Genomic DNA, 23,787 nt, shown 5'->3' on the forward strand with positions numbered 1-23,787 from the left:
ACTCGATGGTTACTGATTATTACTACGCACTGGTATATAATTCGGCGATTTAATTTATCTACCGACAAAAATTGGTTAGTTTTGGGCTTAAATACTAGATGCAGTTAGTTCGTGGTATTCATAATATTCGACCTGAAGATCATGGTTGTGTATTAACAATTGGTAACTTTGATGGTGTGCACTTAGGTCACCAGCAAGTTATTAATGCGCTTGTAAATAAAGCTAAAGCGTTATCTTGTGTGCCTGCCGTTTTAGTGTTTGAGCCTCAACCACAAGAACTCTTTTCACCTAGCACTGCACCTGCTCGTTTGTGTCGTTTACGCGATAAATACAGTTTATTAGAAAAACTTGGTGTAAAAAGATTAATTTGTGTTAATTTCAACCATAAGTTTGCCCAACAAAGTGCAGCGCAATTTATAGAGCATTTGTTGGTTGCTAAGTTGGGGATAAAACATTTAATTGTTGGCGATGACTTTCACTTTGGTAAAAACCGTGTAGGTAATTTTTTCATGCTTCAAAAAGCAGGAAAAAAACATCATTTTGAAGTCTCTGATACGGCTAGTTATAAAATGGCAGATTGCCGTATTAGTAGCACTGCCATTAGAAAAGCGTTAGCGTTTGATAAGTTAGCAGAAGCACGAGACATGCTCGGCAGAGAATACTCCATTATAGGTAAAGTGTTTCATGGTGATAAACGCGGCCGACAGTTAGGTTTCCCTACGGCTAATGTATTGCTCAAAAGGCGAGTTTCACCTTTGAATGGTGTCTTTGCTGTAAAAGTGGTTACTTTGAAAGGCAGTTATGAAGGCGTTGCCAATATAGGTGCTAGACCGACTGTTTCAGGCGTTAGACAACAGTTAGAAGTGCATTTGTTTGATTTTAATAGTGATCTATACGGTCAGTGTATTGAAGTTGTTGTAAGAAAAAAATTAAGAGCGGTTATGAAGTTTGACACCCTTGAAGCATTAACGGCTCAAATAGAAAAAGACAGTGAACAAGCTCGACAGTTTTTTACTCAGAGCACATAACAGAATGAAGAGTTGCCAATTAACTTGTTGTTAATTTGGTATTAATATGACCAATGGAAATTACCTTGGTCCAAAATAAACGGATAATGATTTAAATGAGTGATTACAAACATACCCTAAATTTGCCAGCAACATCATTTGCAATGAAAGGTAACATGGCGAACCGTGAACCTAATATGCTCAAACAGTGGGCTGAAAAAGACCTGTACGGTAAAATTCGCGCTGCCAAAAAAGGTAAGAAATCATTTATTTTGCATGATGGACCTCCATATGCCAACGGTAACATTCACTTAGGTCATGCAGTAAACAAAATTTTAAAAGACATTATTGTTAAATCAAAAACATTATCTGATTTTAATGCGCCATATGTCCCTGGTTGGGATTGTCACGGTTTACCTATTGAATTAATGGTAGAAAAAAAAGTAGGCAAGCCTGGCCATAAAGTAAGCGCCAGTGATTTTCGTCAAAAATGTCGAGAGTACGCTATAAAGCAAGTTAATGGTCAACGTGAAGACTTTAAACGTTTAGGCGTATTTGCTGATTGGGAAAAACCATACCTAACAATGGATTTTCATACTGAAGCTAATATTATCCGAGCTTTAGGCAAAATTGCAGAAAATGGTCATTTACAACAAGGCTTCAAGCCTGTTCATTGGTGTACCGATTGCGGAAGTGCATTAGCTGAAGCGGAAGTTGAGTACAAAGATAAGCAATCTCCTGCCATTGATGTTAAATTTGTTGTAGATGATTCCGTTGCTGAGAAATTTTCACACCCTGAAGGTCATATTGGTGAAGGTGAGGTTGGTGTTGTTATTTGGACAACAACACCGTGGACATTACCAGCGAATAGAGCCATTTCAGTTCACCCTGAAGTAGAGTATACCCTAGTACAATGTGACACCGAGCAAGGCAAACAGCGTTTGATTCTAGCATCAGATTTAGTTAGCTCTTGTATGGACAGATTTGGCATTGATAAATACCATGCGTTAGGTTTTTGTAAAGGTGCAGATCTTGAATTAACACAAGTGCAGCATCCTTTTTATGATTTCACAGTACCTGTAATTCTTGGTGATCATGTAACAACTGACTCTGGTACAGGGTGTGTCCATACTGCGCCTGGCCATGGTGTTGACGATTTTGTCGTTGGTAAAACATATAACTTAGAAGTAGCTAACCCTGTAGGTGCCAATGGTGTTTACCTTGAAGACACTCCTATTTTTGCAGGGCAACACGTCTTTAAAGCAAATGCGAGCGTTGTTGAACTACTAAAAGAAAAAGGTGCTTTAGTGCATCATCATGCATTTGAGCATTCTTACCCTCATTGTTGGAGACATAAAACGCCAATTATCTTTCGTGCTACACCTCAATGGTTTATTAGCATGGATAATAAGTCACTGCGTCAAGACTCTTTAAATGAAATTGAAAAAACGCAGTGGATCCCAGATTGGGGACAAAGCCGTATTGAATCAATGGTAGAAGGTCGACCTGACTGGTGTATTTCTCGCCAGCGTACATGGGGTGTACCAATCGCCTTATTTATTCACAAAGATACTGGTGCGCTTCATCCTCGCAGTATCGAGTTGATTGAAGAGGTTGCCAAACGTGTTGAAAAGTCTGGTATTCAAGCATGGTTTGATTTAGACGCTAATGAACTTATTGGTGAGGATGCTAAAGAATTCATCAAAGTTCCTGACACACTTGATGTTTGGTTTGATTCGGGTACAACGCATTACTCAGTGATTGATGCCCGTGATGAGTTTGATGGCATTGCTGATTTATATCTAGAAGGCTCAGACCAACACCGTGGTTGGTTTATGTCTTCTATGATGTCATCTGTTGCTATGACAGGAAAGGCTCCTTATAAACAAGTATTAACACATGGTTTTACTGTAGATGTAAATGGCCACAAAATGTCGAAATCGTTGGGCAATGTAGTAACGCCATCGCAGATCACTAATAATTTAGGTGCAGATATATTAAGGCTGTGGACTGCTTCTGTTAACTATACGCAAGAAATTACCGTTTCTGATGAAATCTTTAAACGACAAGCTGATGCCTACAGAAGAATTCGTAATACGTCACGATTCTTATTATCAAACCTGAACGGTTTTGAACCAGCAGAGCATTCCGTTGCAATGGAAGATATGGTTGCACTAGATCGCTGGGTTGTTGATAAAGCTGCACGTTTACAAGAAGAAATTGTTAATGCATACAATGAATATGAATTTCATGTGGTTGTGCATAAACTAATGAACTTCTGTACAACAGAGCTTGGTGGATTCTACCTAGATATTATTAAAGATAGGCAGTATACGGCAAAAAGTGATAGTAACGCTCGTCGTTCATGTCAAACCGCTATGTATTTAATAGCAGAAGCGATGACTCGTTGGATGGCACCAATTTTATCATTTACTGCTCAAGAAATATGGGAAGCATTACCTGCTCCTGTAGGTACTGAACGTGAGGAGTTTGTTTTTACTAACGTTTGGTTCGATGGTTTAAGTACTATGGCTGATAGTGAAGCGTTAGGAAATAGTTATTGGGAAGAACTGTTACAAGTTCGTTCTGAGGTCAATCGAGCATTAGAACTAGCCCGTAAAGATAAAGTGGTAGGCAAGGCGCTTGAGGCCGAAGTAACCTTGTATGCAACGTCATCACTTGTCAAGAAGTTAGAGCTACTTGGTGAAGAGCTACGTTTTGTTTTAATAACCTCAAAAGCAAAGGTTGTTACCGTTGAAAGTAAAGAAGAAGTCACATCAGAAGTGATGGATACAGATGTTGAAGGTTTATGGCTAACAGTATCTGCTGCACAAGGTAAGAAATGTGAACGTTGCTGGCATGTCACCGAAGACATAGGCGTTAATGAAAAATACGATGATTTATGTGGTCGTTGTGTGACCAATGTTGAAGGTGACGGCGAAGTACGTCAGTTCGCTTAATTAAACCGTACTTACATTGCTCTGAAACTTAGTTTCAGAGCAATTTTTATTTTAAAGAGATAAAAAATTGAGTAAATACTTCTCTGATACTGGCCTTAAATGGATATGGTTAACCATTATTTGTTTATTGTTAGATCAAATTTCAAAACAATGGGTAGCGAATACGTTCGATTTATATGAATCGGTTAACTTATTACCCTTTTTTAGTTTTACCTATGTGCACAACCCTGGTGCTGCATTTAGCTTTTTAGCGGATCAAGGTGGGTGGCAGCGATGGTTTTTTACTGCAATAGCGGTTGTTGCTTGTATCATATTTACCGTATGGTTAGCTAAAACCCCTAAACAACAAGTGTTACTAAGCTTGGCGCTTTCGTTAATGCTAAGTGGGGCATTAGGTAATTTAATTGATCGTGTTTTATTTGGCTACGTAATAGATTTTTTAGACTTTCATTGGGCAAGTTATCGTTTTCCCGCATTTAACTTAGCCGATTCTGCAATTTTTCTAGGTGCTGCTTTGATGATTATCGACTCATTTAAGCAAGAAGCTGAAAACAAAAAAACGACAAAGGTTGAACATTAATGTCACAAGTACAAAAAGACTCTAGTATTTTAGTACATATCACGATGAAGCTTAGTGATGGCTCTGCCGCTGATAGTACGAAAGTAAACAATAAACCCGCTAAAATTATTATGGGTGATAATAGTATATCACCTGCTTTTGAAGCACAGCTATTAGGTATGATGCAAGGTGAGTCAAAAGAGTTTACTTTAGCTGCGGTTGATGCATTTGGTGAATCTAACCCTGACAATGTTCATTACATGGATTTGGATAAATTCTCTAAAGAAGTACCAGCTGAAATAGGCAATATAGTCACCTTTACTCAGCCTGGGGGAGAGATCCCCGGAATGATAACCGCTGTTTCAGGTAATTCAGTAACGGTTGACTTTAACCACCCGTTAGCTGGTCAAGAAGTTACTTTTGTTATCGATTTAATAGAAGTTCTGTAAAAACGTTAAAGCAACTTCTTTAACAGTGAAAAATTCAACAGCAATACAGCAGATTTAGATGGTAAATTTATGGAAATTATTTTAGCAAACCCAAGAGGCTTTTGTGCCGGTGTAGATAGAGCCATAAGCATAGTGGATAGAGCACTAGATATTTTTGGCGCGCCAATTTATGTTAGACATGAAGTTGTTCATAATAAATTTGTTGTCGATGGCTTAAAAGAGCGTGGTGCTGTTTTTGTCGATGAACTACACGAAGTACCAGATGATAGTACGGTTATTTTTAGTGCCCATGGCGTTTCTAAGGCTGTTCGCCAAGAAGCTAAGAATCGAGAACTTAAAGTATTCGATGCCACTTGTCCTTTAGTGACTAAAGTACATATGGAAGTTTCTCGCGTTAGTCGAAAAAATATTGAATGTATTCTCATTGGCCATCAAGGACACCCAGAAGTTGAAGGCACTATGGGGCAATATGATAGCGACGAAGCTGGAATATACCTTGTTGAATCAACAGAGGATGTGGATAAGCTAGTCGTTAAAAACCCAGAAAAGCTTTATTATTGTAGCCAGACAACATTATCAGTAGACGATACCTCAGAAGTCATTGACGCATTGAGAGAAAAGTTTCCAATGATAGAAGGCCCTAGAAAAGATGATATTTGTTATGCAACACAAAACCGCCAAGATGCAGTAAGGTCTATTGTAAGCCAAGTTGACTTATTATTAGTGGTTGGGGCAAGAAATAGTTCAAACTCAAATCGTTTACGTGAGTTAGCTACAAAGATGGGCATAACAGCTTATCTAATTGATACTGCGTCAGATATAGAGCCTTCTTGGCTTACCGATATTGGAAAAGTCGGGGTGACCGCGGGCGCATCTGCCCCAGCTATATTGATAAAGCAAGTAGTAGAGGCATTAAAATCCTTTGGTGGTCATGAGGTTATCGAGCATCCAGGCAGAGAAGAAAGTATTGTGTTTGCAGTACCAGCAGAATTGCGCTAGGCTTAAAGATACGCTAAATTTTACTTAGTATTACTACAATTACTCATTCTTTAGTTGGATTGTAGTTTATTGTGAAAGTTGACGTACAGTTTTTCGGCTGATATTTTGTACAAAAATTTACAAAATCACCGTTGGTAGTAACTGTATTAATAAAAAATAATTATGTTTACTACCCATGAACAGTTTATGGAAGCAGTTTTTGGTGCGATAAAAGCACTAATGCCACTAAGCGGCATCAAATGGGAGGTAAATATGATTAACTTTATTAACAAATATCTAGTATTAATTTATGTTAACAAGTTATTACGTCTAAACTTTCTTCAAAATACCTTCAATTTTATTTATTCTTATTTACTTTCCAAAAATTTTAATAATCTAACCATAAATTACTATAAATTATTGCCAATACACTTGTTTATAATTTGCTATAAGCAGCAAAGGAATACCTGATGAAAAGTGCTTTTAAATCATTCACAAATACATATAAACATACCCAAGGTATGACGTTTATTGAGGTGTTAATTGCTTTAGTTATTATTGTCACGGGTATATTAGGCGCTGTAGCAATGCAAGCGACAGCTAAACAAGGTAGCTTCGATGCTATGCAACGATCTTTAGCTTCAAGTCTAGCTCAAGATATATTTGCGCGAATGAGAGCTAATAATGTAAATGAATTAGCTAATTATCTTGGTGTTTATGGAGCTGATGCACCAGGTGCTGCACCTGATTGCTCTGGTGCAGGAAGTCAATGTAGCGCTAGTCAGATTAGAACGATTGATTTGATTGAGTGGACACAATTATTGCGTGGTGCCAATGTGCAAACAGCAGGTAAAAATAATGGTGGGTTATTAGAAGCAAGGGGTTGTATTACAACAGTAGGTAATGCCGTAACAGTGGTTGTCACCTGGCAAGGTAGAACGGGAACTGTTGACGGCGGTCAAGCTGATGCTTGCGGTGCTGCTAGCAATAAGAGACGACAAGTAAGAATTGATGGTTTTATTTTTTACTAGCTAATGAAAATTTAAGGTGTATTCAAGATAAATATGAAAACTTTTAAGCAAAACAAAAAATATCAAAAAGGTTTTACTATCGTAGAGATATTCATAGCCCTTAGTATTGGTTTAGTATTATTTGCAGGTGTTTTGAGCATTTTTGTCGGCTTAAATAGTACGGCAAAGGAAACGTCAAGTTATGGTGAACTTCAAGAAAATGGAAGGTTTGCTATTAGTGTATTGAGTGCTGATTTATTAAGACAAAACTTTTGGGGCGATTATACAGGTTCATTTGGTCTTAGTAATTTATCAGCTGTACCGGCTGCTCCTGCAAACGATTGTATAGGTGGGGGAGTCAATAATGCAACATTTCCTTTAGGTGTTGGTCATTTTAGAACGTTATGGGGACAAACAATTACTCAAGCAAACCCTATGGGATGTTTTGAAGATGCAAAAGTAAATGCCAATGCAAATCTACGTTCAGAATTACTACAAGTTAAAAAGGTTATTGGAAATGAGCTGGCAGCAGCACCAGCTGGAAGGTACTATTTAACAACGACCAACAGTAATGGCTCTGTTTATAATGGTAATGGGAATATTCCCGTGTTAGATAATAGTCGGACTTGGCAATATCAACATCATGTATATTATGTGCGGGAAGAAGCAATGGGTAACGACGTTGTCCCCGTATTAATGCAAGGCCGGTTAGTTAACCAAAGTATGAGTTTTGATCCTATTATTGATGGTATTGAAATTATTCGTTTTAGCTATGGCATTGACTCTACCGGTAACGGAGAAGTTAATGCGTTTGTTTCAGCAGATAATATGACCGAAGCATTATGGGACAATGCGAATGGTAGCCGTATATTAGCGGTTAAGATATTTGTCCTTGCTAGAAGCACAACGAAGGATCTTAAATATACAAATACAAGTAGTTATCAGATGGCTGGAACTATTGTTAACGTTAATGACAATTATAGGCGATTATTATTTACATCAACAATTGCGTTACCTAATGCAAATTAGGTATATCTAAGTTAATACAATGACAACGAGGGCTTATTAAAAGCTGAGGCATTATGAATAATTCTTTTAAAAAAATTGAAAGCCAGCAAGGTGTAGTGCTAGTTGTTTCTCTAGTATTTCTAGTCGCATTAACTGCTGTTGCATCGACACTTATGTTGAATTCTACAACCGATATAAAAATGTCAGGTGCTAGTGAAGACAAAGTTGTTGCTACAGAAGAAGCATTAAGCGCCATGGATGAAGTGATATTTAGACAAATAAACCCCGCTGCGGGAGGGGCTAACTCATTTACCGTTCCTATTGTTAAGTTAAAAGGTAAAGAGTTAAGTTTGCTTGGCTCTGTTATCACCACAAAAAAGCATATTACTAAAGCTGATTTAGGATTGGTAAATAATAAATATACTATAGCGATACCTTGCCCGCACTCAATGCAAGGATCATCTGTGGGAACCATAAATTGTAACGTGTTACGAGTAAAGTTAAATAAAACTTACGGAAGAAAAAATACCAGTATAGTGGCAGTGGAAGCTGGAATTGCTCAGCCGATACTATAGCTAACTGTATAGCCCAATACTGACCAAGAGGACGAGATAATGAGAAAGCTTTTACTAAAAAGTTTTTTAGTGTTGATATTGCTAACTATTACCAAACTTAGTTTTAGTGATGATACTGAGTTGTATGTAAGTGATGTTGTAAGACAAGCAGGGAAGGGGATGAAAATATTAATTATTTTTGATACTTCCGGCAGCATGACACATGTGGATACAGACATCAAAAATGCTTTCGACCCTTTAGAGACTTATGAGGCCATAGGGCCAACTCATGCCTTTGCTGACAACATGTTATATTTTAATATTGCTGGTGCAGACGGTGAATCGATTATCCCTACAGGCCCTAATGATGCTAGACGTTTTTTAGCATTAATTAATAGTTGTGAATCGTCAAAAGCTATTCTTGCTAAGTACGGTACCTACACTGGACGTGTTCGTGAATTTACATCAAAAGGAAATAGCGGTACCTGGACTGAAGTTCCTAAAAATAATGGTGCGGACATACAGGTAATAGATTGTGAAGATGATGCCTATATTGTCGATAGCGCCGGGACGGTAATAAATGAAGGTAATGTTATAAATTCAAATGGTTTACCTAACGGCTATCCTGTAAACGATCAATACACTAAGAAAAACCCTGTATATCATGATAGTAGTAAAACTAGTACAAATATAGATTGGTCTTCGGGCAAGTTAGTCACGCTTTATACGGCAAAGTATTTGCGTTGGCACTATAATCAAAGTGTTACTTACGGCGACTTATCTAGGTTGCAACAAGCAAAAAATGCTGTAACTGAAGTGATTCAAACAACTCCTTCTGTTGATTTTGGTTTAGAGGTTTTTAACTTTAATTACGGGGATTCTGATGATAGTGGTAACGGTGGGCGAATAGTTATGCCTATTGAATCAATGACCACATCAGCGAGAACAGATCTTATTGATTTAATCAACGAGAAATTGGATGCTAAAGGTTCAACACCATTATGTGAATCTCTTTATGAATCAAGACAGTATTTCGCAGGAGAGGAGATAGAGTATGGTGATGATGATATTAATGTGCCAAGTTACAGTTATATAAAAAATAGACCGCCAATGAGTGCCGATGCAATATCTGATTCAGATAGTTCTAAATATCAAACCCCTTTTGGTAGTTGTGCTAATAGTATCGCACATGTGATTTTAATTACTGATGGTAAGCCGCAGAATGATGCTCATGCTAATACTAAAATTCAGGGACTAACAACGTCAATAAAGACAGAAAATGCGGATGGTGAGTTAGTAATGGAAACAATAAACTTTACTGATACTCCACCAACACCAGGTGATGGACAAGGACCTTACGACGTATTTAACAACTCAGTATATTCTAGTAGTTATATGCCTGCGTTAGCAAGTTGGATGAGTAATTATGATGTTAGTACTGAAACAGATGGCGAACAATTAGTATTCACCCATACGATTGGCTTTAGTGATGGTGCAAGTTCTGCAGAAGCTTTATTAGATGAAACAGCAAAAAGAGGTAAGGGAACCTACACGCATGCGGGTAATTCTCAAGAGCTCAAAGAAGCGATAGAGAGGATAGTGAATAACATAGCACCAGCTAATGATAGCTTAACATCAGCTTCTGTTGCTGCTAATAACTTTGATAGAACGCAAACTCTTGATTCTGTTTACTTTGCTATGTTTAACCCGCAAAACTCTCCCCGCTGGCAAGGTAACTTGAAAAAATACAAAGCAGTAGACGGTGAAATAACAGACGTTCATGGTAACAATGCCATTTGTACTACTAACGACGGTATTAGATCATTTTGTGCTAATTCAAAAAGTTTTTGGTCACCAACTGCCGATGGCGATAAAGTTGATGAAGGGGGAGTAGCATCATGGTTTTCAAGCCTTTCTAGTATTGATGATCGAACTATATATACTGATGCAGGTGTTGGTAGCTTAATAACCTATAATCGTACAACTCTTGAAACAGCATATACAAGCCAAGCTTTGCTAGCTGAAGCATTAAATGTTTCAGGTGCTACAGATATAAATGGTGATGATATTGAAAGTGAAGCTATCAATGATATGCTGAATTGGTCTATGGGAATGGATGTTGATGATGAAGATGAAGATACGGAAACTGATGATATCCGTAACGATATTTTTGGTGATCCGCTTCACTCTAAACCTTTAGTGGTTAACTATGGTAATGATACTATCCGGATTATTGTTGGCACAAATGCAGGTGCTTTACACATGTTTGATGATGATGGTGATTCAGTATCAGAAACATGGGCTTTTATGCCAAAAGAATTTTTACCAAATATAAGTACATTACGTGATAATTATTCATCAGGAGATAAAGTCTATGGCATTGATGGAGAAATAACAGTTCACCTTAATGATAAAGATGGCAATGGTCAAATAGATGGCACCGATACAGCATGGATATTTTTTGGGTTAAGGCGTGGAGGTAACTCATACTATGCGTTAGATATTTCTAATCCAAATGGTGTGCCTAAATTAATGTGGCATAAAGATAAGAACTCTTCAGGCTTTTCGCATTTAGGACAATCTTGGTCAAAACCAAAAATAGGATATTCAGCACTCAATGCAAGTGGTGATTCAGCGAGCCCAGTTGTGTTTATTGGTGGTGGCTATGATGTAAATAAAGATGCTAGTGGCCCAGGTACAGCCGATAGTATGGGAACCTCTACGTATATGTTAGATGCTAAAACAGGCGCTTTATTGTGGAGTATGACGCCAGATGGAGGTGATAAAGTTACAACATTTCCTGGAAATGACAGTATCCCTGCCGGTGTTTCATTACTTGACAGTTCGGGTGATGGCTTAACCGATAGATTATATGTAGCCGATACTGGAGGTAACATTTGGCGAGTTGATATGCTAGGAACAGATATAGATGAGTTTTCAGTCTTTAAACTCGCCTCCTTAGGTGGAACAACTAATGCTACTGATCGTCGATTCTTTTATGCTCCAAGTATAGTTCGTACATTTATATCAGAGACAATTGAGACGACAATAACAGATAAAGACGGCAAAACTGATAAAATAACAGTACATCAAGAAATTCCATACGATGCTCTACTTATTGGTAGTGGTGATAGATCTAATCCATTAGGAGCTGACACTACCGATCAGTTATTTATGATTAAAGATAGCAATATATTAGCTCAAGACTTTAATGTTGACCCAACGCCATCTTTGATAACGGGTACAGATTTATTTAACTATACTGATAATCCGTTTAAAGATTATAAAGAAATGTCTACAACTGATTTAGAAACATTACAAAAACAAGTTAGTAATAAATCGGGCTGGTATGTAAACTTAGCTAACGGTGAAAAAAGCTCGGCTGAAGCGCTAGCGATTAAAGGGATTGCTTATTACACAACCTATACTCCGCCACAAGATGCTGATGAATTAGTGAGCTGTAAGCCACCTGCAGGTGTAGGTTCACTGTTTGCCGTCGATCTAGCTTTAGGAATTAAAAAACATAAGAATTTTACAGACATAAGAGAAGGCGATAATCGGTTTATTGATATCAATAATGACTTTTTAGGAAAGCCAACACTTATTGTGCTACCTGAAGATGATGGTGATGATAAGACCAAGGATAAATCTGTAGGCGATATTATTGTTGGTGACGAAATTATTGAAGTAGACTTTACTTTAGATGCATCTAGAACATATATCTTTGTTGAAGAGGCTCAATAATGACTAATAGAAAGAAATCAATAGGATTTACATTAATTGAAATGCTTATCGCTGTGGCTATTATGGGCATTTTAGCATCGGTAGCATATCCATCTTATACAGAATTTATTACTAGAAGTAATAGAGTAGAAGCACAGAGGGAGTTAGTTCGCTTAGCAAACTTACAGGAGCAAGTATTTGTTGATACGAGAAATTATACTGAGGATATGAAAGCACTAGGGATGAAAGCTGATCCCCATGAAACAGAGCATGGAAATTATGATATTGACGCAACAGTGAATGGAGTAACATTTGTTTTAACTGCAACGGCTAAAGATGCTCAAGCAAAAGATACGGAATGCAAAACTTTAACTATTGATGAAACAGGTACCAAAGGCGGTACAAGTGCAGACTGTTGGGAGAAATAGGATGTTTAATCTAAAAAAACTAGGGCTTGTTGCTCTTATGATTGGCAGTTTAATCGCGACACCTTTGATTGCGCAAGATTATAGTCTTTCAAAAGGGCAAAAAAAAGAGCGCGTTACGTACAAATGCTTTGTGGAATATAGTGGAGGAATTGGATATGATATTAGACAAGTAACAGGTAATTTCCACAAAGCTAAACAAGCAAGTCAATCTTTATATCATTACTCTCATAAAAATGGTGTAGATAAGGCGAACAAACCTATTCATAAGGTTTTTGAGTGTGTAAAAGAAAATGAGCGCTTTAAAAACTTAAAAGCTAATAATTTTGATAAAAACTTACCAAGATAGATAGCTAGAGTCTATGTCTCGTGCAGATAACTGTTGATGGTTTTCAATAAAAGGCCTGTAACTATAGTTACAGGCCTTTTTTATTTCCTTTCTTACTTTGTTCATTATATTGTCTTTGAAGTAGTTAAATCGGCTTCAACTTTCGCTACTTCGTTTCAATTCAACGGTTTTTGACTATGCTTGTTAGTTACAGACGAAAAAAAAGACGCCCTTGGGCGTCTTTAATATTGAAGGTGGTGGAGCGGGGGGGAGTTGAACCCCCGTCCAAAAAACCTACATCCTCGGTCCTACATGTTTAGTCGATCATTTATTTAGCCAATTAGACGCCAATCGACAGGCTTCGTCATGGTGAGCTTGATACTATTTCGCGGTTCGGCCTCAAGCGTGCTTCCCTCGCTAGTCTACTTAGGGTGACCATCAATCCTCGAGACAATAGACAAGTCTATAAGGTGATGGCTAGCATTAAGCTGCTAGTGCGAACGTATCGTCGTTTGCAATTATAGTTTTGCGGCTTTTTACCAGGCCAACCGCCCCTGGACATGCACCTTGGGTTTCGTGAATCTTGTCGAATCCTGAATCCGCCCCGATTACTCTTTTACCCTTGGAGTTAAGCAGTAATTAATAACTTTATTATTAATTACTGCTGGCAATTTTAACCTTTATATCAAGTTACATCAAGGTGTAATGGTTGAACAGGCGTGTTATTTAATAATAGGAAAATTATATTTAGTGTAATATGTGTTGAGTTATGCTTTTGAGAGTAAATAGAACACAATTGTATTTCTATTTTGATGATTCTATATCTCGAGACAGTAGCCAGTATGTAATACCAAGTGATAAAACGACTGCTGCTATTGCAAATATATAGTCAGATGTGATTTTTTCTAAATCCATAACAATGACTTTTCGTGCAATCGCCATTAAGGCGGTAGCAACAACTAATTTGACTGGAAATTCATTGGTGCCTAGATAAAGTCGAATATTAATAAATATTTCAATTGCGATAAGTACAACCATGAAGGCGCCAAAGGCTTGGAAGATGTCATTTACATCAAGTAAAAACATTGGTGGAGTCATCAGCTTTTGATATATAACATATAATACGTCTACTACCCCCCACAAAATTACCGCAACCATCAGTACAGCTAATACCTTTACAGAGCCTCTGATAACAGAGTGCAAATGCCTTATTAAGGGAATAGGGTGTTCCTGAGAAAGCTCTTCGTGATGTACATTACTTGATTGCTGATTATCCATTACGTAACCTTAATATTGCCGATGATCTAAATTCATTAAAAGCTCATATCATATTACTCGATCAGTAAAGTAAAATCGCTATAAAATATAAGTACCTTATAGCATTAATGAAGTGTTTAAAGTGAGTACTTTAGCGTGGATATTAAAAAGTAAGAAAGCTTCTTTATGTGCTTACTTATTGCTTGTGTTTCATCATACGGCCTTGTTCGACCTTCCATTCTCTATCTTTAATATCAGCACGTTTATCATGATCTTTTTTACCCTTACCTAAGTGAAACTCTAATTTCACCCAGCATTGTTTCCAATACATCGCTGTTGCAATCAATGAATAGCCATTTCGCTCTACTGCGCCAACCAGTTTATCTAATTCACGTCGATTTAAAAGTAACTTTCTTGGCCTGGTTGGTTCACAAACAACGTGACTAGAAGCCGCTGTTAAAGGCTGTATTTCAGCACCAACTAAATAAGCTTCTCTATCTTTAAGATGTACATAGCAGTCTGAGATATTTACTTTACCACTGCGTATACTTTTAATTTCCCAACCTTGAAGACTCATACCTGCTTCAAATTTGTCAGAAAGTGTATAGTTGTGTCTCGCCTTTTTATTTAAAGCAATTGTATTACTGTTAGATTTTTTTGATTTTTTCTTGGTCATGTCATTCTTTACCGTATGTTTCGCCGATGATTATACTGACAAAATATCCTTTTTACATAAATATTTTATTTCATGGAAAGATTTATTGAGTAATGTGCTTTTTCTGTCATTTTGCTATTATAGCCCCGTTCATTTTCCAGGGGGTTCAATGCCAACCATAAGTCGTAGTGCACTAGTGATGCACAGTGTAGATCAGATGTTTGATTTGATAAATGATATTGCTAAATATCCAGAGTTTTTACCTGACTGTAATGATAGCAAAGTTATTGCTTGCGATGGGAACACTGTTACAGCTGCGTTGCTGGTATCTAAAGGTGGTTTGAGTAAGTGGTTTACTACTAAAAACACATTAATATCCAATGAACAAATACATTTGGATTTGGTTAATGGACCATTTAGAAAACTACAGGGAAACTGGACTTTTACTCCCTTGTCTGAAGACTCTTGTAAAGTGTGCTTAGAGCTAGAATATGAATTTTCTAATAAAGTTGTCTCATTTGCTTTTGGTAAAGTTTTCAATCATTTTAGTAATAGCTTAGTACAAGTATTCACTCAAAGAGCGAAGCATGTTTATGGAACAGGTAATTAGTAATGACTATTTCTAACGATAAAGTAATTGAAGTTAACGACATGATTCAGGTAGAAGTTGTGTATGGTTTACCGCATAAGCAGAAACTTATGTCTTTACCTGTGCCTCAAGGTTGTACTGTGGAACAAGCTATTTTAGAGTCAGGGATGATGGATTTATTTACTGAAATAGACCTCAATTTGAATAAAGTAGGCATCTGGAATCGTGCGGTAAAGCTATCTGATGCTTTGCATGATCTTGATAGAATTGAAATATATCGACCTTTGATTGCTGACCCTAAAGAAGTACGTAAAAGACGTGCTGAAAAAGCAAAAGAAGAAGGGCGGGCTGATAAAACGACAGGTGGTCGCGTTAATCCGTTAAGAGCAGACACAAAGGCGTAACAATCGATTGCTTAGAACATGCATAAATAAGCCTTTTAGGTTTTTATTATGCATGTTCAATAGTGAACTATTGTTTGAATTTTTCTTTTCGCTTTTCAGTCTCAGTTACTTCATTAAATGGCGTATAAAAGTTCTCAGGTAACGTGAAGTCACCATTTGCATCAATTAATTTATCTTCTTTAAAGGTTAATATAAAAGCTTTTTTACTATTATATTTCTTATTTCTGCCTGATTTAAATTTATATACATAATGCCATGCATCTTTATTAAAGGCGTCAACTACCACGGGGCTGCCAAGTATAAATTTTACTTGTTCTTTGGTCATACCCACTTGGAGTTTGTCGATACTCTTTTGTTCAAGATAGTTTCCTTGAGGAATATCGATACGATAAACCCAGCTTGAGCAGGCAGAAAGTGATAAAGCGATGGCAATAGCGGCAACACGAAACAACATTAAATTTAAATATCCTAAAAAGTGTGAGCTGGCATAATAACTAAGCTAGGCATGAGTTACAAAATATTTTTTACTTAAAATAGGTAAATATTATATATGAACACAGTATTTATCCTTATCTATTACTAGTAGCTCATATCTATTAGTCAGTATTAGCCAGCTAAAAGTTCTTCCGCATTTGCTAAGCTATGTTGAGATATTTTATCTCCAGCGAGTAGACGAGCTATCTCTTTGATTCTCTTTTGATCATTAAGTTCCGTAACCTGTGTTTCTGTGTGTTCACCATCAGTTAATTTACTAACAAATAATTGTTGATGCCCTTTACAAGCCACTTGCGGTAGGTGTGTAACACAAATAACTTGTGTATTCCTTGCTAATTGTTGAAGTTTACTCCCTACCATCGCTGCTGTAGGGCCACTAATACCAACGTCTACTTCATCAAATATTAATGTAGGTGTGATAACTTTATCCGCGAGTATTACTTGCATAGCTAAACTAATTCGTGATAATTCACCACCTGAGGCAACCTTATGCATAGCCTCTAATGCTTGCCCTGGATTTATACTTACCTGAAAGCTAATGGTATCAATTCCTTTACTATTAATTGAAAGTGCATCGCATTTTGCTCTGCTTACCTCTATATAGAATTGTCCATGAGGCATATTAAGTTCTTGCATACTGCTAGTTATCAAAGCGCTTAAATTCTTAGCAGCTTTTTTGCGTGAGTTTGATAATGTTATCGCAGAATCTATGTAGTGTTGTTTATTCGTATCAATTTCATCAACAATTAAAGCTAACCTTGATTCGTCATCTGAGATTGCACTCAGTTCATTGATTAATGATTGATGAAAATTGACAAGGTTTTCAGGAGACACTTGGTGTTTTTTCGCTAGTTGTACTGCAGTAGAGTAACGTTCTTCTATCAAAGAGAAATATTGTGGGTCTAGTTCTAATTGCTGGTAATAATGCTGAAGATCGCTATTTGCTTCATCAAGCTGAATTAAGGCTTCATTAAGTAAGTTGGCTACATTTTTTAATTCTGGATCAACGCGTGATAAGTCACCTATGTTATCGCTACACCTTCTTAATGAATCAATGATGTTTGTGTTTTCATTTTCTGAAAGAAGCTGCAATGAGGCCAAGGTTGAGTCGAGTAGATCTTGGGCATTACTGTGACGTTTATAATCAGACTCTAACGATGAAAACTCATCGGTTTGTAACGAAAATTCATTCAGTTCATCTACTTGATATTGTAAAAGTTGTTTTTTTGCTTCATTTTCTTGTTTGGTTTTTTGTAATAAATCGAGTTCTTTAGATAATTTTTTCCATTGATAATGGTAGTGCTTTACATCATCAAGTAGTGTTTGATGATTAGCATAACTATCGAGTAATCGACATTGCTCACTTGCTTTGACAATTAATTGATGATCATGCTGCCCGTGAATGTTTATCAGTAATTGGCCAATTTCTTTTAATTGAGTCAATGGTACTTGGATACCATTTATATAGGCTTTTGAGCGTCCTTCTGCAGATATAACACGTCTTAAAATGCATTCATGACTCGTGTCTTCGTCATCCAAATTCAGGTCGCTTTTTTTCAGCCACGTCTGAGCTGCTTTATTCTTTGTCGTATCAAAGGTTGCTGCTAATTCGGCCTTTTTACTATTAGGGCGGACAACATTTGTCGTCGCTCGATCCCCTAAACACAACCCTAAAGCATCTATTGCGATAGATTTACCTGCACCAGTTTCACCTGTAATTGTTGTCATACCCGATTGCCAGTCGATATCTAACGAGCGAACAATTGCGAAGTTTTGTATGTTGAGTTGCAATAACATAAGTCAACCTATTTGATGTTTAAGTACATGAATAAAAAACCAGTAACTGTTAATTTATACAGTTACTGGTTTTTATGCAAGCTATTTGCTCAAATAATGTCGGTATGCTTCTATAATTTTTTGTTTTTCAAGGCTGTATTAATTGCTTAGTAGAGCTTATTACCCCAACTCAACTTATTACGTAGTACGTTGAAGTAGTTATGATCAAGTGGGTGAATTAATCGAATAGTGTATGGACTTTTCTTTATGATAACTTCATCGCCCGGCATTACAGCTAGAATGACATGACCATCACAACTAACCTGTAAATTTTCGTGATTGTCGTTAGCAAGTACTAACTTTATCTCGCTATCACCATCAACAACTATGGGTCGGCTAGTTAACGTGTGTGGAAACATTGGTACGAGAGACAGTGCATTTAAGTTTGGTGTTAAAATTGGCCCACCAGCTGACATCGAATAAGCTGTAGAACCTGTTGGTGTTGAAATAATTAAACCATCTGAACGTTGGCTAAACATGAATGAACCGTCAATATAGACTTCAAACTCTATCATACTGGCAACTTTACCTGCATGAAGTACTGCTTCATTTACTGCACTGTTTGAGCTTTTAAGTCGGCCATGTCGGTATACTTCAGCTTCAACGATGAAACGTTGCTCTGAGCGAGAGTTACCTGCTAAAATTTCGCTTAAAGGCTCTAGTAAATCTTGTGGAGAAAGATCCGTTAAAAAGCCTAAATTGCCACGGTTAACACCAATAACACCTATATCAAAGCATGCTAAAACTCTTGCTGCACCAAGCATGTAGCCATCACCACCTACAACAATAGCTACATCTGCGGCTTCGCCGATTTCTGTGAGTGTACCTGTTTTCATAGAATGTAATGACATTGAATTTGCAACGGCTTGTTCTACAATAACGTCATACTTATTTTTTAATAAGTATGTATGTAACGTTTCTATTGTGGCACTAGCACCGTCATGATTTGGTTTACCAATAAGACCAATAGTTTTGTACTTTTGAGCCATAATTTATTTTGCTCTTTTGTTAGTTAATACCTTGCTATACTTGCAGTTTCGCTGGATTTTACGTCATTGTAAAGTTCACTTTTTATAAATTTTTTAAATTGATACTTGAATCAATCTAGCTAGCCCCCATAATGTCAGCATTATAGTTTTATTTTGGAGTTTTTCATGACAAATGAGTCAACAGAGAATAAAGATGCACAAAACGCAGAATTGACACCTGAACAATTAGCAGATGAGATTGTTAAACAGGCTGAAGAACAAGTTGAAGAGCAGCATGAACATGCTCATGAAGTTATCAGTGAAGAGCAAGAAAGAATTAATGAATTGGAACTTGCACTAGCTGCAGCAAAAGCGACAGTTTCTGATCAAAAAGATTCTGTTATTCGAGCTAAGGCTGAAGTTGACAACGTTCGTCGTCGTTCTGCTCAAGATGTTGAAAAGGCCCGTAAGTTTGCATTGGAGAAGTTTGCCGGTGAAATGTTAACAACGGTTGATAATTTAGAGCGTGCTCTAGAAAATATCGATAAAGACGATGAAAGCAATAAGAGTGTTGTTGAAGGTATTGAATTAACATTGCAAGGATTAATATCTTCGTTAGAAAAATTTGCCATTAAAGCAATAAATCCTCAAGACCAACCTTTCAACCCTGATCAGCATCAAGCGATGTCTATGCAAGAAGTACCAGGCGTTGCTCCAAATACTGTTATAGCGGTAATGCAAAAAGGTTATGAATTAAACGGACGTTTAATTAGACCAGCAATGGTAATGGTTTCAAAAGCGCCAAGTGTTGATGCAAGTGCATAACTAAAAAATTTATCTTAAAAAGCAAAGGTAACTGCCTTTGCTTTTTTTATGCCTGTTATTTAATTGTAATATTTTAGCTGGGCAAAGCTTTCTATTTAATGAGAATCGTGAAGCAAATGTTCTTTTTTGTTTTTATTGTCCTTACCTTCCTCCTAAATAGTTAAATCACTACAAAATATTTTCTACTATTTATCAATAAAAAAGAAAGTTTTTTTAATTTTTCTATTGAAAAGCATTTTGCTGACCCCACTTACTATTTCAACAACAGAATTAACTTATATTTTATGAATAGGAGCTCCAAAGATGGGCAAAATTATCGGTATTGACCTAGGAACAACTAACTCATGTGTAGCTGTTCTTGACGGCGAGAAAGTACGTGTTATTGAGAATGCAGAAGGTGATCGTACAACCCCTTCAATCATTGGTTACACTGATGACGGCGAAACATTAGTAGGTCAACCTGCTAAACGCCAAGCAGTAACAAATCCAAAGAACACCTTGTTCGCGATTAAACGTTTAATTGGTCGTCGTTTTGAAGACAAAGAAGTACAACGTGATATTGATATCATGCCATTTGGTATTGTTAAAGCCGAAAACGGTGATGCTTGGGTTACAGCACGTGATAAAAACGTTGCTCCACCACAAGTATCAGCTGAAGTTCTTAAGAAAATGAAGAAAACAGCTGAAGATTATTTAGGTGAAACAATTTCAGAAGCGGTAATTACAGTTCCTGCTTATTTCAACGATTCACAACGCCAAGCAACAAAAGATGCTGGCCGTATTGCGGGTCTTGATGTTAAACGTATCATCAACGAGCCAACTGCCGCAGCGCTTGCTTACGGTATGGACAAGCAAGAAGGTGACAAAGTTGTTGCTGTATACGATTTAGGTGGTGGTACTTTTGATATTTCAATTATTGAAATTGATGAAGTTGAAGGCGAGCATACTTTTGAAGTATTAGCGACAAATGGTGATACTCATTTAGGTGGTGAAGATTTCGATAACCGCTTAATTGATTACTTAGTAGCTGAATTCAAGAAAGATTCAGGCATGGATTTAACAAAAGATCCGTTAGCAATGCAACGTCTGAAAGAAGGTGCCGAAAAAGCAAAATGTGAACTGTCTTCTGCGCAATCGACTGATGTAAATTTACCTTACATTACTGCTGATGCTTCTGGTCCTAAGCATTTAAACATTAAAATCAGCCGTGCGAAATTAGAGTCATTAGTTGAAGATATGGTTAAAGCAACATTAGAGCCATTGAAACAAGCACTTAAAGATGCTGACTTATCAGTAAGTGACGTTAATGACGTTATCTTGGTTGGTGGTCAAACACGTATGCCATTAGTACAAAAGACAGTGACTGACTTCTTTGGCAAAGAGCCTCGTAAAGATGTTAACCCTGATGAAGCAGTAGCTTCAGGTGCTGCGGTACAAGCTGGTGTACTTTCAGGTGATGTAACTGACGTATTATTATTAGATGTTACGCCATTATCTCTAGGTATTGAGACAATGGGTGGTGTAATGACTAAGGTTATTGATAAAAATACAACGATTCCTACTAAGCAGTCGCAAACATTCTCAACTGCTGAAGATAATCAATCTGCTGTAACTGTTCATGTAGTGCAAGGTGAGCGTAAGCAAGCTTCTGCGAATAAATCTTTAGGTCAATTTAACCTAGAAGGTATCGATGCAGCGCCACGTGGTACGCCACAAATCGAAGTAACCTTTGATATTGATGCTGATGGTATCTTGCATGTTACAGCTAAAGATAAGAACACAGGTAAAGAGCAGAAGATTACCATTAAAGCTTCTTCAGGTTTATCAGATGATGAAGTAGAACAAATGGTACGTGATGCTGAAGCGAACGCTGATGCAGACGCTAAGTTTGAAGAGTTAATTCAAGCTCGTAACCAAGCTGATGGTATTGTTCACGCAACACGTAAACAAATTGAAGAAGCGGGTGACGAACTACCTAGTGAAGATAAAGAAAAAATTGAAACAGCTATTACTGAACTTGAAGACGCTCTTAAAGGCGACAACAAAGAAGCAATTGAAGCGAAGCAACAAGCATTAATGGAAGCATCTGCGAAATTAATGGAAATTGCACAAGCAAAAGCACAAGCTCAAGGTGCACCAGAAGGCGCAGCGCCTGAAGGCGATGCAAATGGAGCTCCTGCTGACGATGTAGTAGACGCTGAATTTGAAGAGGTAAAAGACGATAAGTAGTTTTTTACATAACTAAGCTGTCGTTATATTGCTTCATTTCGGCGTCGAAGGTACTCACGTATAATTATACGCTCTATGCCTTCTTCTTGAACTAAAGCAATATAACTTAATCTTAGTGAGTAAAAGAGTTAGACTACGTCCTCTTTTTAAAGCGTCGATATTTCTCGGCGCTTTTTGTATGTTAAAAAGTCGTATTTAATTATTAATTTGGTTTTTATTTTCTTGGTTTTTTTTACTCTATATCTCAAAGAGTTGTGAAGAAACTAATAAAATTAGTATCAATCAACATGAAGTAAAGAATAAATTTATGTCAAAACGTGATTATTATGAAGTGCTAGGTGTCGCTAAAGACGCCTCTGAACGCGAAATTAAAAAAGCTTATAAGAAAATGGCGATGAAATATCACCCTGATAGAACTAAGGGCGATAAATCAATGGAAGAAACTTTTAAAGAAGTTAAAGAAGCTTACGAAGTACTTAATGATGATCAAAAACGTGCGGCATATGATCAGTATGGCCATGCAGCGTTTGAACAAGGCGGTCATGGTGGCGGCGGTTTTGGCGGAGGTGGTGGCTTTGGTCAAGATTTCGGCGATATATTTGGTGACATATTTGGCGGTGGTGGCCGTGGACGTCAGCGTCAACAACGTGGCTCTGATTTACGATACAACGTTGAATTAAGTCTTGAAGATGCGGTTAAGGGTAAAAGCTTAGAAATTAAAGTACCAACATACGTGTCGTGTGAACCGTGTGATGGCTCAGGTGCTAAAAAAGGTACTAGTGCTAAAACCTGTTCTACTTGTCATGGTCATGGTCAAGTTCAGATGCGTCAAGGTTTGTTCGCGGTACAACAAACGTGTCCAACGTGTAGCGGTAAAGGTAAAGTAATTACTGATCCTTGTACTTCATGTCGAGGACAAGGCCGTGTTGAAAAAACAAAAACATTATCTGTTAAAATACCTGCAGGTGTTGATACTGGCGATAGAATTCGCTTGTCAGGTGAAGGTGAAGCCGGTGAAAGTGGTGCGCCAGCAGGTGACTTATACGTTCAAGTCAATGTAAATGATCACCCTGTGTTTGTTCGTGATGAAAATCATTTATATTGTGAAGTGCCTATTAGCTTCACTACGGCAGCTTTAGGTGGCGAAATTGAAGTTCCTACCTTGGGCGGAAAAGTGAAGCTGAAAGTACCTAAAGAGACACAAACAGGGAAAATGTTCCGCTTACGCGGTAAAGGTGTGAAGTCTGTACGAAGCTCTTCTACTGGAGATTTAATGTGCAAGGTGGTTATTGAAACACCTGTTAATTTATCTGGTGATCAAGCTGAGTTACTAAGAAGCCTTGAAGAGAAAATGGGTAAAAGTAGCAAAAAGCATAGCCCTAAAGAGAAAGGATTTTTTGACGATGTGAAAAAGTTTTTTGATGACCTTAAGTCGTAGTAAAACAGTTAAAAATCTTGTGAAAAATCGTTAAATTATAAAAATCCTACTTCGGTAGGATTTTTTTTTGCTTATTTAAATTATACTAAA

General features: G+C 37.2%; 21 protein-coding genes and 1 other RNA gene. 16 read left to right on the top strand and 6 right to left on the bottom strand.

Features of this window, described 5'->3' with window-relative positions; genetic code table 11:
* The first annotated feature begins 98 nt into the window (after positions 1–98).
* The 11 genes from ribF (at position 99) to D1094_RS12610 (ending at position 13,022) form a co-directional block, all read left to right on the top strand.
* Positions 99–1,028 carry a bifunctional riboflavin kinase/FAD synthetase gene (gene ribF, locus D1094_RS12555; protein ID WP_118960466.1) on the top strand — a complete coding sequence of 310 codons (930 nt, stop codon included), beginning with the start codon at positions 99–101 and terminating at the stop codon, positions 1,026–1,028.
* Positions 1,029–1,123: 95 nt separating this feature from the next.
* A complete protein-coding gene (gene ileS / locus D1094_RS12560; protein ID WP_118960467.1) occupies positions 1,124–3,967 on the top strand; it encodes an isoleucine--tRNA ligase in 2,844 nt (947 codons plus the stop codon).
* A gap of 67 nt (positions 3,968–4,034) precedes the next feature.
* The gene (gene lspA, locus D1094_RS12565; RefSeq protein WP_118960468.1) at positions 4,035–4,547 is read left to right on the top strand and encodes a signal peptidase II; all 513 of its coding nucleotides are present in this window, start codon (positions 4,035–4,037) and stop codon (positions 4,545–4,547) included.
* Complete coding sequence (gene fkpB / locus D1094_RS12570; RefSeq protein WP_118960469.1) at positions 4,547–4,975, top strand: FKBP-type peptidyl-prolyl cis-trans isomerase; 429 nt, start codon at positions 4,547–4,549, stop codon at positions 4,973–4,975. The genes lspA and fkpB overlap by 1 nt, the downstream gene beginning before the upstream one ends.
* Positions 4,976–5,044: 69 nt before the next feature.
* A complete protein-coding gene (gene ispH / locus D1094_RS12575; RefSeq protein WP_118960470.1) occupies positions 5,045–5,974 on the top strand; it encodes a 4-hydroxy-3-methylbut-2-enyl diphosphate reductase in 930 nt (309 codons plus the stop codon).
* Positions 5,975–6,423: 449 nt separating this feature from the next.
* Positions 6,424–6,984: a type IV pilus modification protein PilV gene (pilV, locus tag D1094_RS12585; RefSeq protein ID WP_118960472.1), complete on the top strand. Its 561-nt coding sequence runs from the start codon at positions 6,424–6,426 to the stop codon at positions 6,982–6,984.
* Between the two features lie 33 nt (positions 6,985–7,017).
* Positions 7,018–7,992, top strand: coding sequence for a PilW family protein (locus D1094_RS12590; RefSeq protein WP_118960473.1), 975 nt, complete (start codon positions 7,018–7,020; stop codon positions 7,990–7,992).
* Between the two features lie 53 nt (positions 7,993–8,045).
* The gene (locus D1094_RS12595; protein WP_118960474.1) at positions 8,046–8,546 is read left to right on the top strand and encodes a hypothetical protein; all 501 of its coding nucleotides are present in this window, start codon (positions 8,046–8,048) and stop codon (positions 8,544–8,546) included.
* Between the two features lie 39 nt (positions 8,547–8,585).
* Entirely contained in the window at positions 8,586–12,269 is a 3,684-nt protein-coding gene (locus D1094_RS12600) for a pilus assembly protein (RefSeq protein WP_118960475.1), read from the top strand.
* Positions 12,269–12,676: a type IV pilin protein gene (locus D1094_RS12605; RefSeq protein ID WP_118960476.1), complete on the top strand. Its 408-nt coding sequence runs from the start codon at positions 12,269–12,271 to the stop codon at positions 12,674–12,676. Before D1094_RS12600 ends, D1094_RS12605 begins: the two co-directional genes overlap by 1 nt.
* 1 nt (position 12,677) lies before the next feature.
* Positions 12,678–13,022, top strand: a complete 345-nt coding sequence (locus tag D1094_RS12610) for a TapY2 family type IVa secretion system protein (protein WP_118960477.1) — start codon at positions 12,678–12,680, stop codon at positions 13,020–13,022.
* Positions 13,023–13,256: 234 nt separating this feature from the next.
* Here the strand turns inward: D1094_RS12610 and ssrA are convergent.
* The 3 genes from ssrA to smpB form a co-directional block, all read right to left on the bottom strand.
* Positions 13,257–13,607, bottom strand: a transfer-messenger RNA (tmRNA) gene (gene ssrA, locus D1094_RS12615).
* A gap of 198 nt (positions 13,608–13,805) precedes the next feature.
* Entirely contained in the window at positions 13,806–14,279 is a 474-nt protein-coding gene (locus D1094_RS12620; RefSeq protein ID WP_118960478.1) for a phosphate-starvation-inducible PsiE family protein, read from the bottom strand.
* Between the two features lie 175 nt (positions 14,280–14,454).
* On the bottom strand, positions 14,455–14,934 hold the full coding sequence (smpB, locus tag D1094_RS12625; protein ID WP_118960479.1) for an SsrA-binding protein SmpB: 480 nt from the start codon (positions 14,932–14,934) through the stop codon (positions 14,455–14,457).
* A 148-nt stretch (positions 14,935–15,082) separates the two neighbouring features.
* Here smpB and D1094_RS12630 point away from each other — a divergent pair, with 148 nt between their 5' ends.
* Together D1094_RS12630 and D1094_RS12635 are read left to right on the top strand one after the other, a co-directional pair.
* Positions 15,083–15,523, top strand: a complete 441-nt coding sequence (locus D1094_RS12630) for a type II toxin-antitoxin system RatA family toxin (protein ID WP_118960480.1) — start codon at positions 15,083–15,085, stop codon at positions 15,521–15,523.
* Between the two features lie 2 nt (positions 15,524–15,525).
* On the top strand, positions 15,526–15,906 hold the full coding sequence (locus tag D1094_RS12635; RefSeq protein WP_118960481.1) for an RnfH family protein: 381 nt from the start codon (positions 15,526–15,528) through the stop codon (positions 15,904–15,906).
* A gap of 67 nt (positions 15,907–15,973) precedes the next feature.
* Here the strand turns inward: D1094_RS12635 and D1094_RS12640 are convergent, their stop codons facing one another.
* From D1094_RS12640 to nadK, 3 genes are all read right to left on the bottom strand, one after another.
* Positions 15,974–16,360 (bottom strand): outer membrane protein assembly factor BamE, encoded by a 387-nt coding sequence (locus D1094_RS12640; RefSeq protein WP_118960482.1) that lies wholly within the window; start codon positions 16,358–16,360, stop codon positions 15,974–15,976.
* 152 nt (positions 16,361–16,512) lie between these two features.
* The gene (gene recN, locus D1094_RS12645; protein WP_118960483.1) at positions 16,513–18,198 is read right to left on the bottom strand and encodes a DNA repair protein RecN; all 1,686 of its coding nucleotides are present in this window, start codon (positions 18,196–18,198) and stop codon (positions 16,513–16,515) included.
* Between the two features lie 146 nt (positions 18,199–18,344).
* Complete coding sequence (nadK, locus tag D1094_RS12650) at positions 18,345–19,226, bottom strand: NAD(+) kinase (RefSeq protein ID WP_118960484.1); 882 nt, start codon at positions 19,224–19,226, stop codon at positions 18,345–18,347.
* Between the two features lie 165 nt (positions 19,227–19,391).
* Here nadK and grpE point away from each other — a divergent pair, with 165 nt between their 5' ends.
* From grpE to dnaJ, 3 genes are all read left to right on the top strand, one after another.
* Positions 19,392–20,030, top strand: coding sequence for a nucleotide exchange factor GrpE (gene grpE, locus D1094_RS12655; RefSeq protein WP_118960485.1), 639 nt, complete (start codon positions 19,392–19,394; stop codon positions 20,028–20,030).
* Positions 20,031–20,333: 303 nt separating this feature from the next.
* A complete protein-coding gene (gene dnaK / locus D1094_RS12660) occupies positions 20,334–22,259 on the top strand; it encodes a molecular chaperone DnaK (RefSeq protein ID WP_118960486.1) in 1,926 nt (641 codons plus the stop codon).
* Between the two features lie 307 nt (positions 22,260–22,566).
* Entirely contained in the window at positions 22,567–23,697 is a 1,131-nt protein-coding gene (gene dnaJ / locus D1094_RS12665; RefSeq protein WP_118960487.1) for a molecular chaperone DnaJ, read from the top strand.
* Positions 23,698–23,787 lie beyond the last annotated feature (90 nt).

Source organism: Colwellia sp. RSH04 (assembly GCF_003545765.1).
Lineage (GTDB): Bacteria > Pseudomonadota > Gammaproteobacteria > Enterobacterales > Alteromonadaceae > Colwellia.

What these genes read in the sequence shown, in the direction of transcription:
- ribF (WP_118960466.1), top strand. Translation starts at nt 99, where the DNA reads ATGCAGTTAGTTCGTGGTATTCATAATATTCGACCTGAAGATCATGGT.
- ileS (WP_118960467.1), top strand. Translation starts at nt 1,124, where the DNA reads ATGAGTGATTACAAACATACCCTAAATTTGCCAGCAACATCATTTGCA.
- fkpB (WP_118960469.1), top strand. Translation starts at nt 4,547, where the DNA reads ATGTCACAAGTACAAAAAGACTCTAGTATTTTAGTACATATCACGATG.
- ispH (WP_118960470.1), top strand. Translation starts at nt 5,045, where the DNA reads ATGGAAATTATTTTAGCAAACCCAAGAGGCTTTTGTGCCGGTGTAGAT.
- pilV (WP_118960472.1), top strand. Translation starts at nt 6,424, where the DNA reads ATGAAAAGTGCTTTTAAATCATTCACAAATACATATAAACATACCCAA.
- D1094_RS12590 (WP_118960473.1), top strand. Translation starts at nt 7,018, where the DNA reads ATGAAAACTTTTAAGCAAAACAAAAAATATCAAAAAGGTTTTACTATC.
- D1094_RS12595 (WP_118960474.1), top strand. Translation starts at nt 8,046, where the DNA reads ATGAATAATTCTTTTAAAAAAATTGAAAGCCAGCAAGGTGTAGTGCTA.
- D1094_RS12600 (WP_118960475.1), top strand. Translation starts at nt 8,586, where the DNA reads ATGAGAAAGCTTTTACTAAAAAGTTTTTTAGTGTTGATATTGCTAACT.
- D1094_RS12605 (WP_118960476.1), top strand. Translation starts at nt 12,269, where the DNA reads ATGACTAATAGAAAGAAATCAATAGGATTTACATTAATTGAAATGCTT.
- D1094_RS12610 (WP_118960477.1), top strand. Translation starts at nt 12,678, where the DNA reads ATGTTTAATCTAAAAAAACTAGGGCTTGTTGCTCTTATGATTGGCAGT.
- D1094_RS12620 (WP_118960478.1), bottom strand. Translation starts at nt 14,279, where the DNA reads ATGGATAATCAGCAATCAAGTAATGTACATCACGAAGAGCTTTCTCAG.
- smpB (WP_118960479.1), bottom strand. Translation starts at nt 14,934, where the DNA reads ATGACCAAGAAAAAATCAAAAAAATCTAACAGTAATACAATTGCTTTA.
- D1094_RS12630 (WP_118960480.1), top strand. Translation starts at nt 15,083, where the DNA reads ATGCCAACCATAAGTCGTAGTGCACTAGTGATGCACAGTGTAGATCAG.
- D1094_RS12635 (WP_118960481.1), top strand. Translation starts at nt 15,526, where the DNA reads ATGACTATTTCTAACGATAAAGTAATTGAAGTTAACGACATGATTCAG.
- D1094_RS12640 (WP_118960482.1), bottom strand. Translation starts at nt 16,360, where the DNA reads ATGTTGTTTCGTGTTGCCGCTATTGCCATCGCTTTATCACTTTCTGCC.
- recN (WP_118960483.1), bottom strand. Translation starts at nt 18,198, where the DNA reads ATGTTATTGCAACTCAACATACAAAACTTCGCAATTGTTCGCTCGTTA.
- nadK (WP_118960484.1), bottom strand. Translation starts at nt 19,226, where the DNA reads ATGGCTCAAAAGTACAAAACTATTGGTCTTATTGGTAAACCAAATCAT.
- grpE (WP_118960485.1), top strand. Translation starts at nt 19,392, where the DNA reads ATGACAAATGAGTCAACAGAGAATAAAGATGCACAAAACGCAGAATTG.
- dnaK (WP_118960486.1), top strand. Translation starts at nt 20,334, where the DNA reads ATGGGCAAAATTATCGGTATTGACCTAGGAACAACTAACTCATGTGTA.
- dnaJ (WP_118960487.1), top strand. Translation starts at nt 22,567, where the DNA reads ATGTCAAAACGTGATTATTATGAAGTGCTAGGTGTCGCTAAAGACGCC.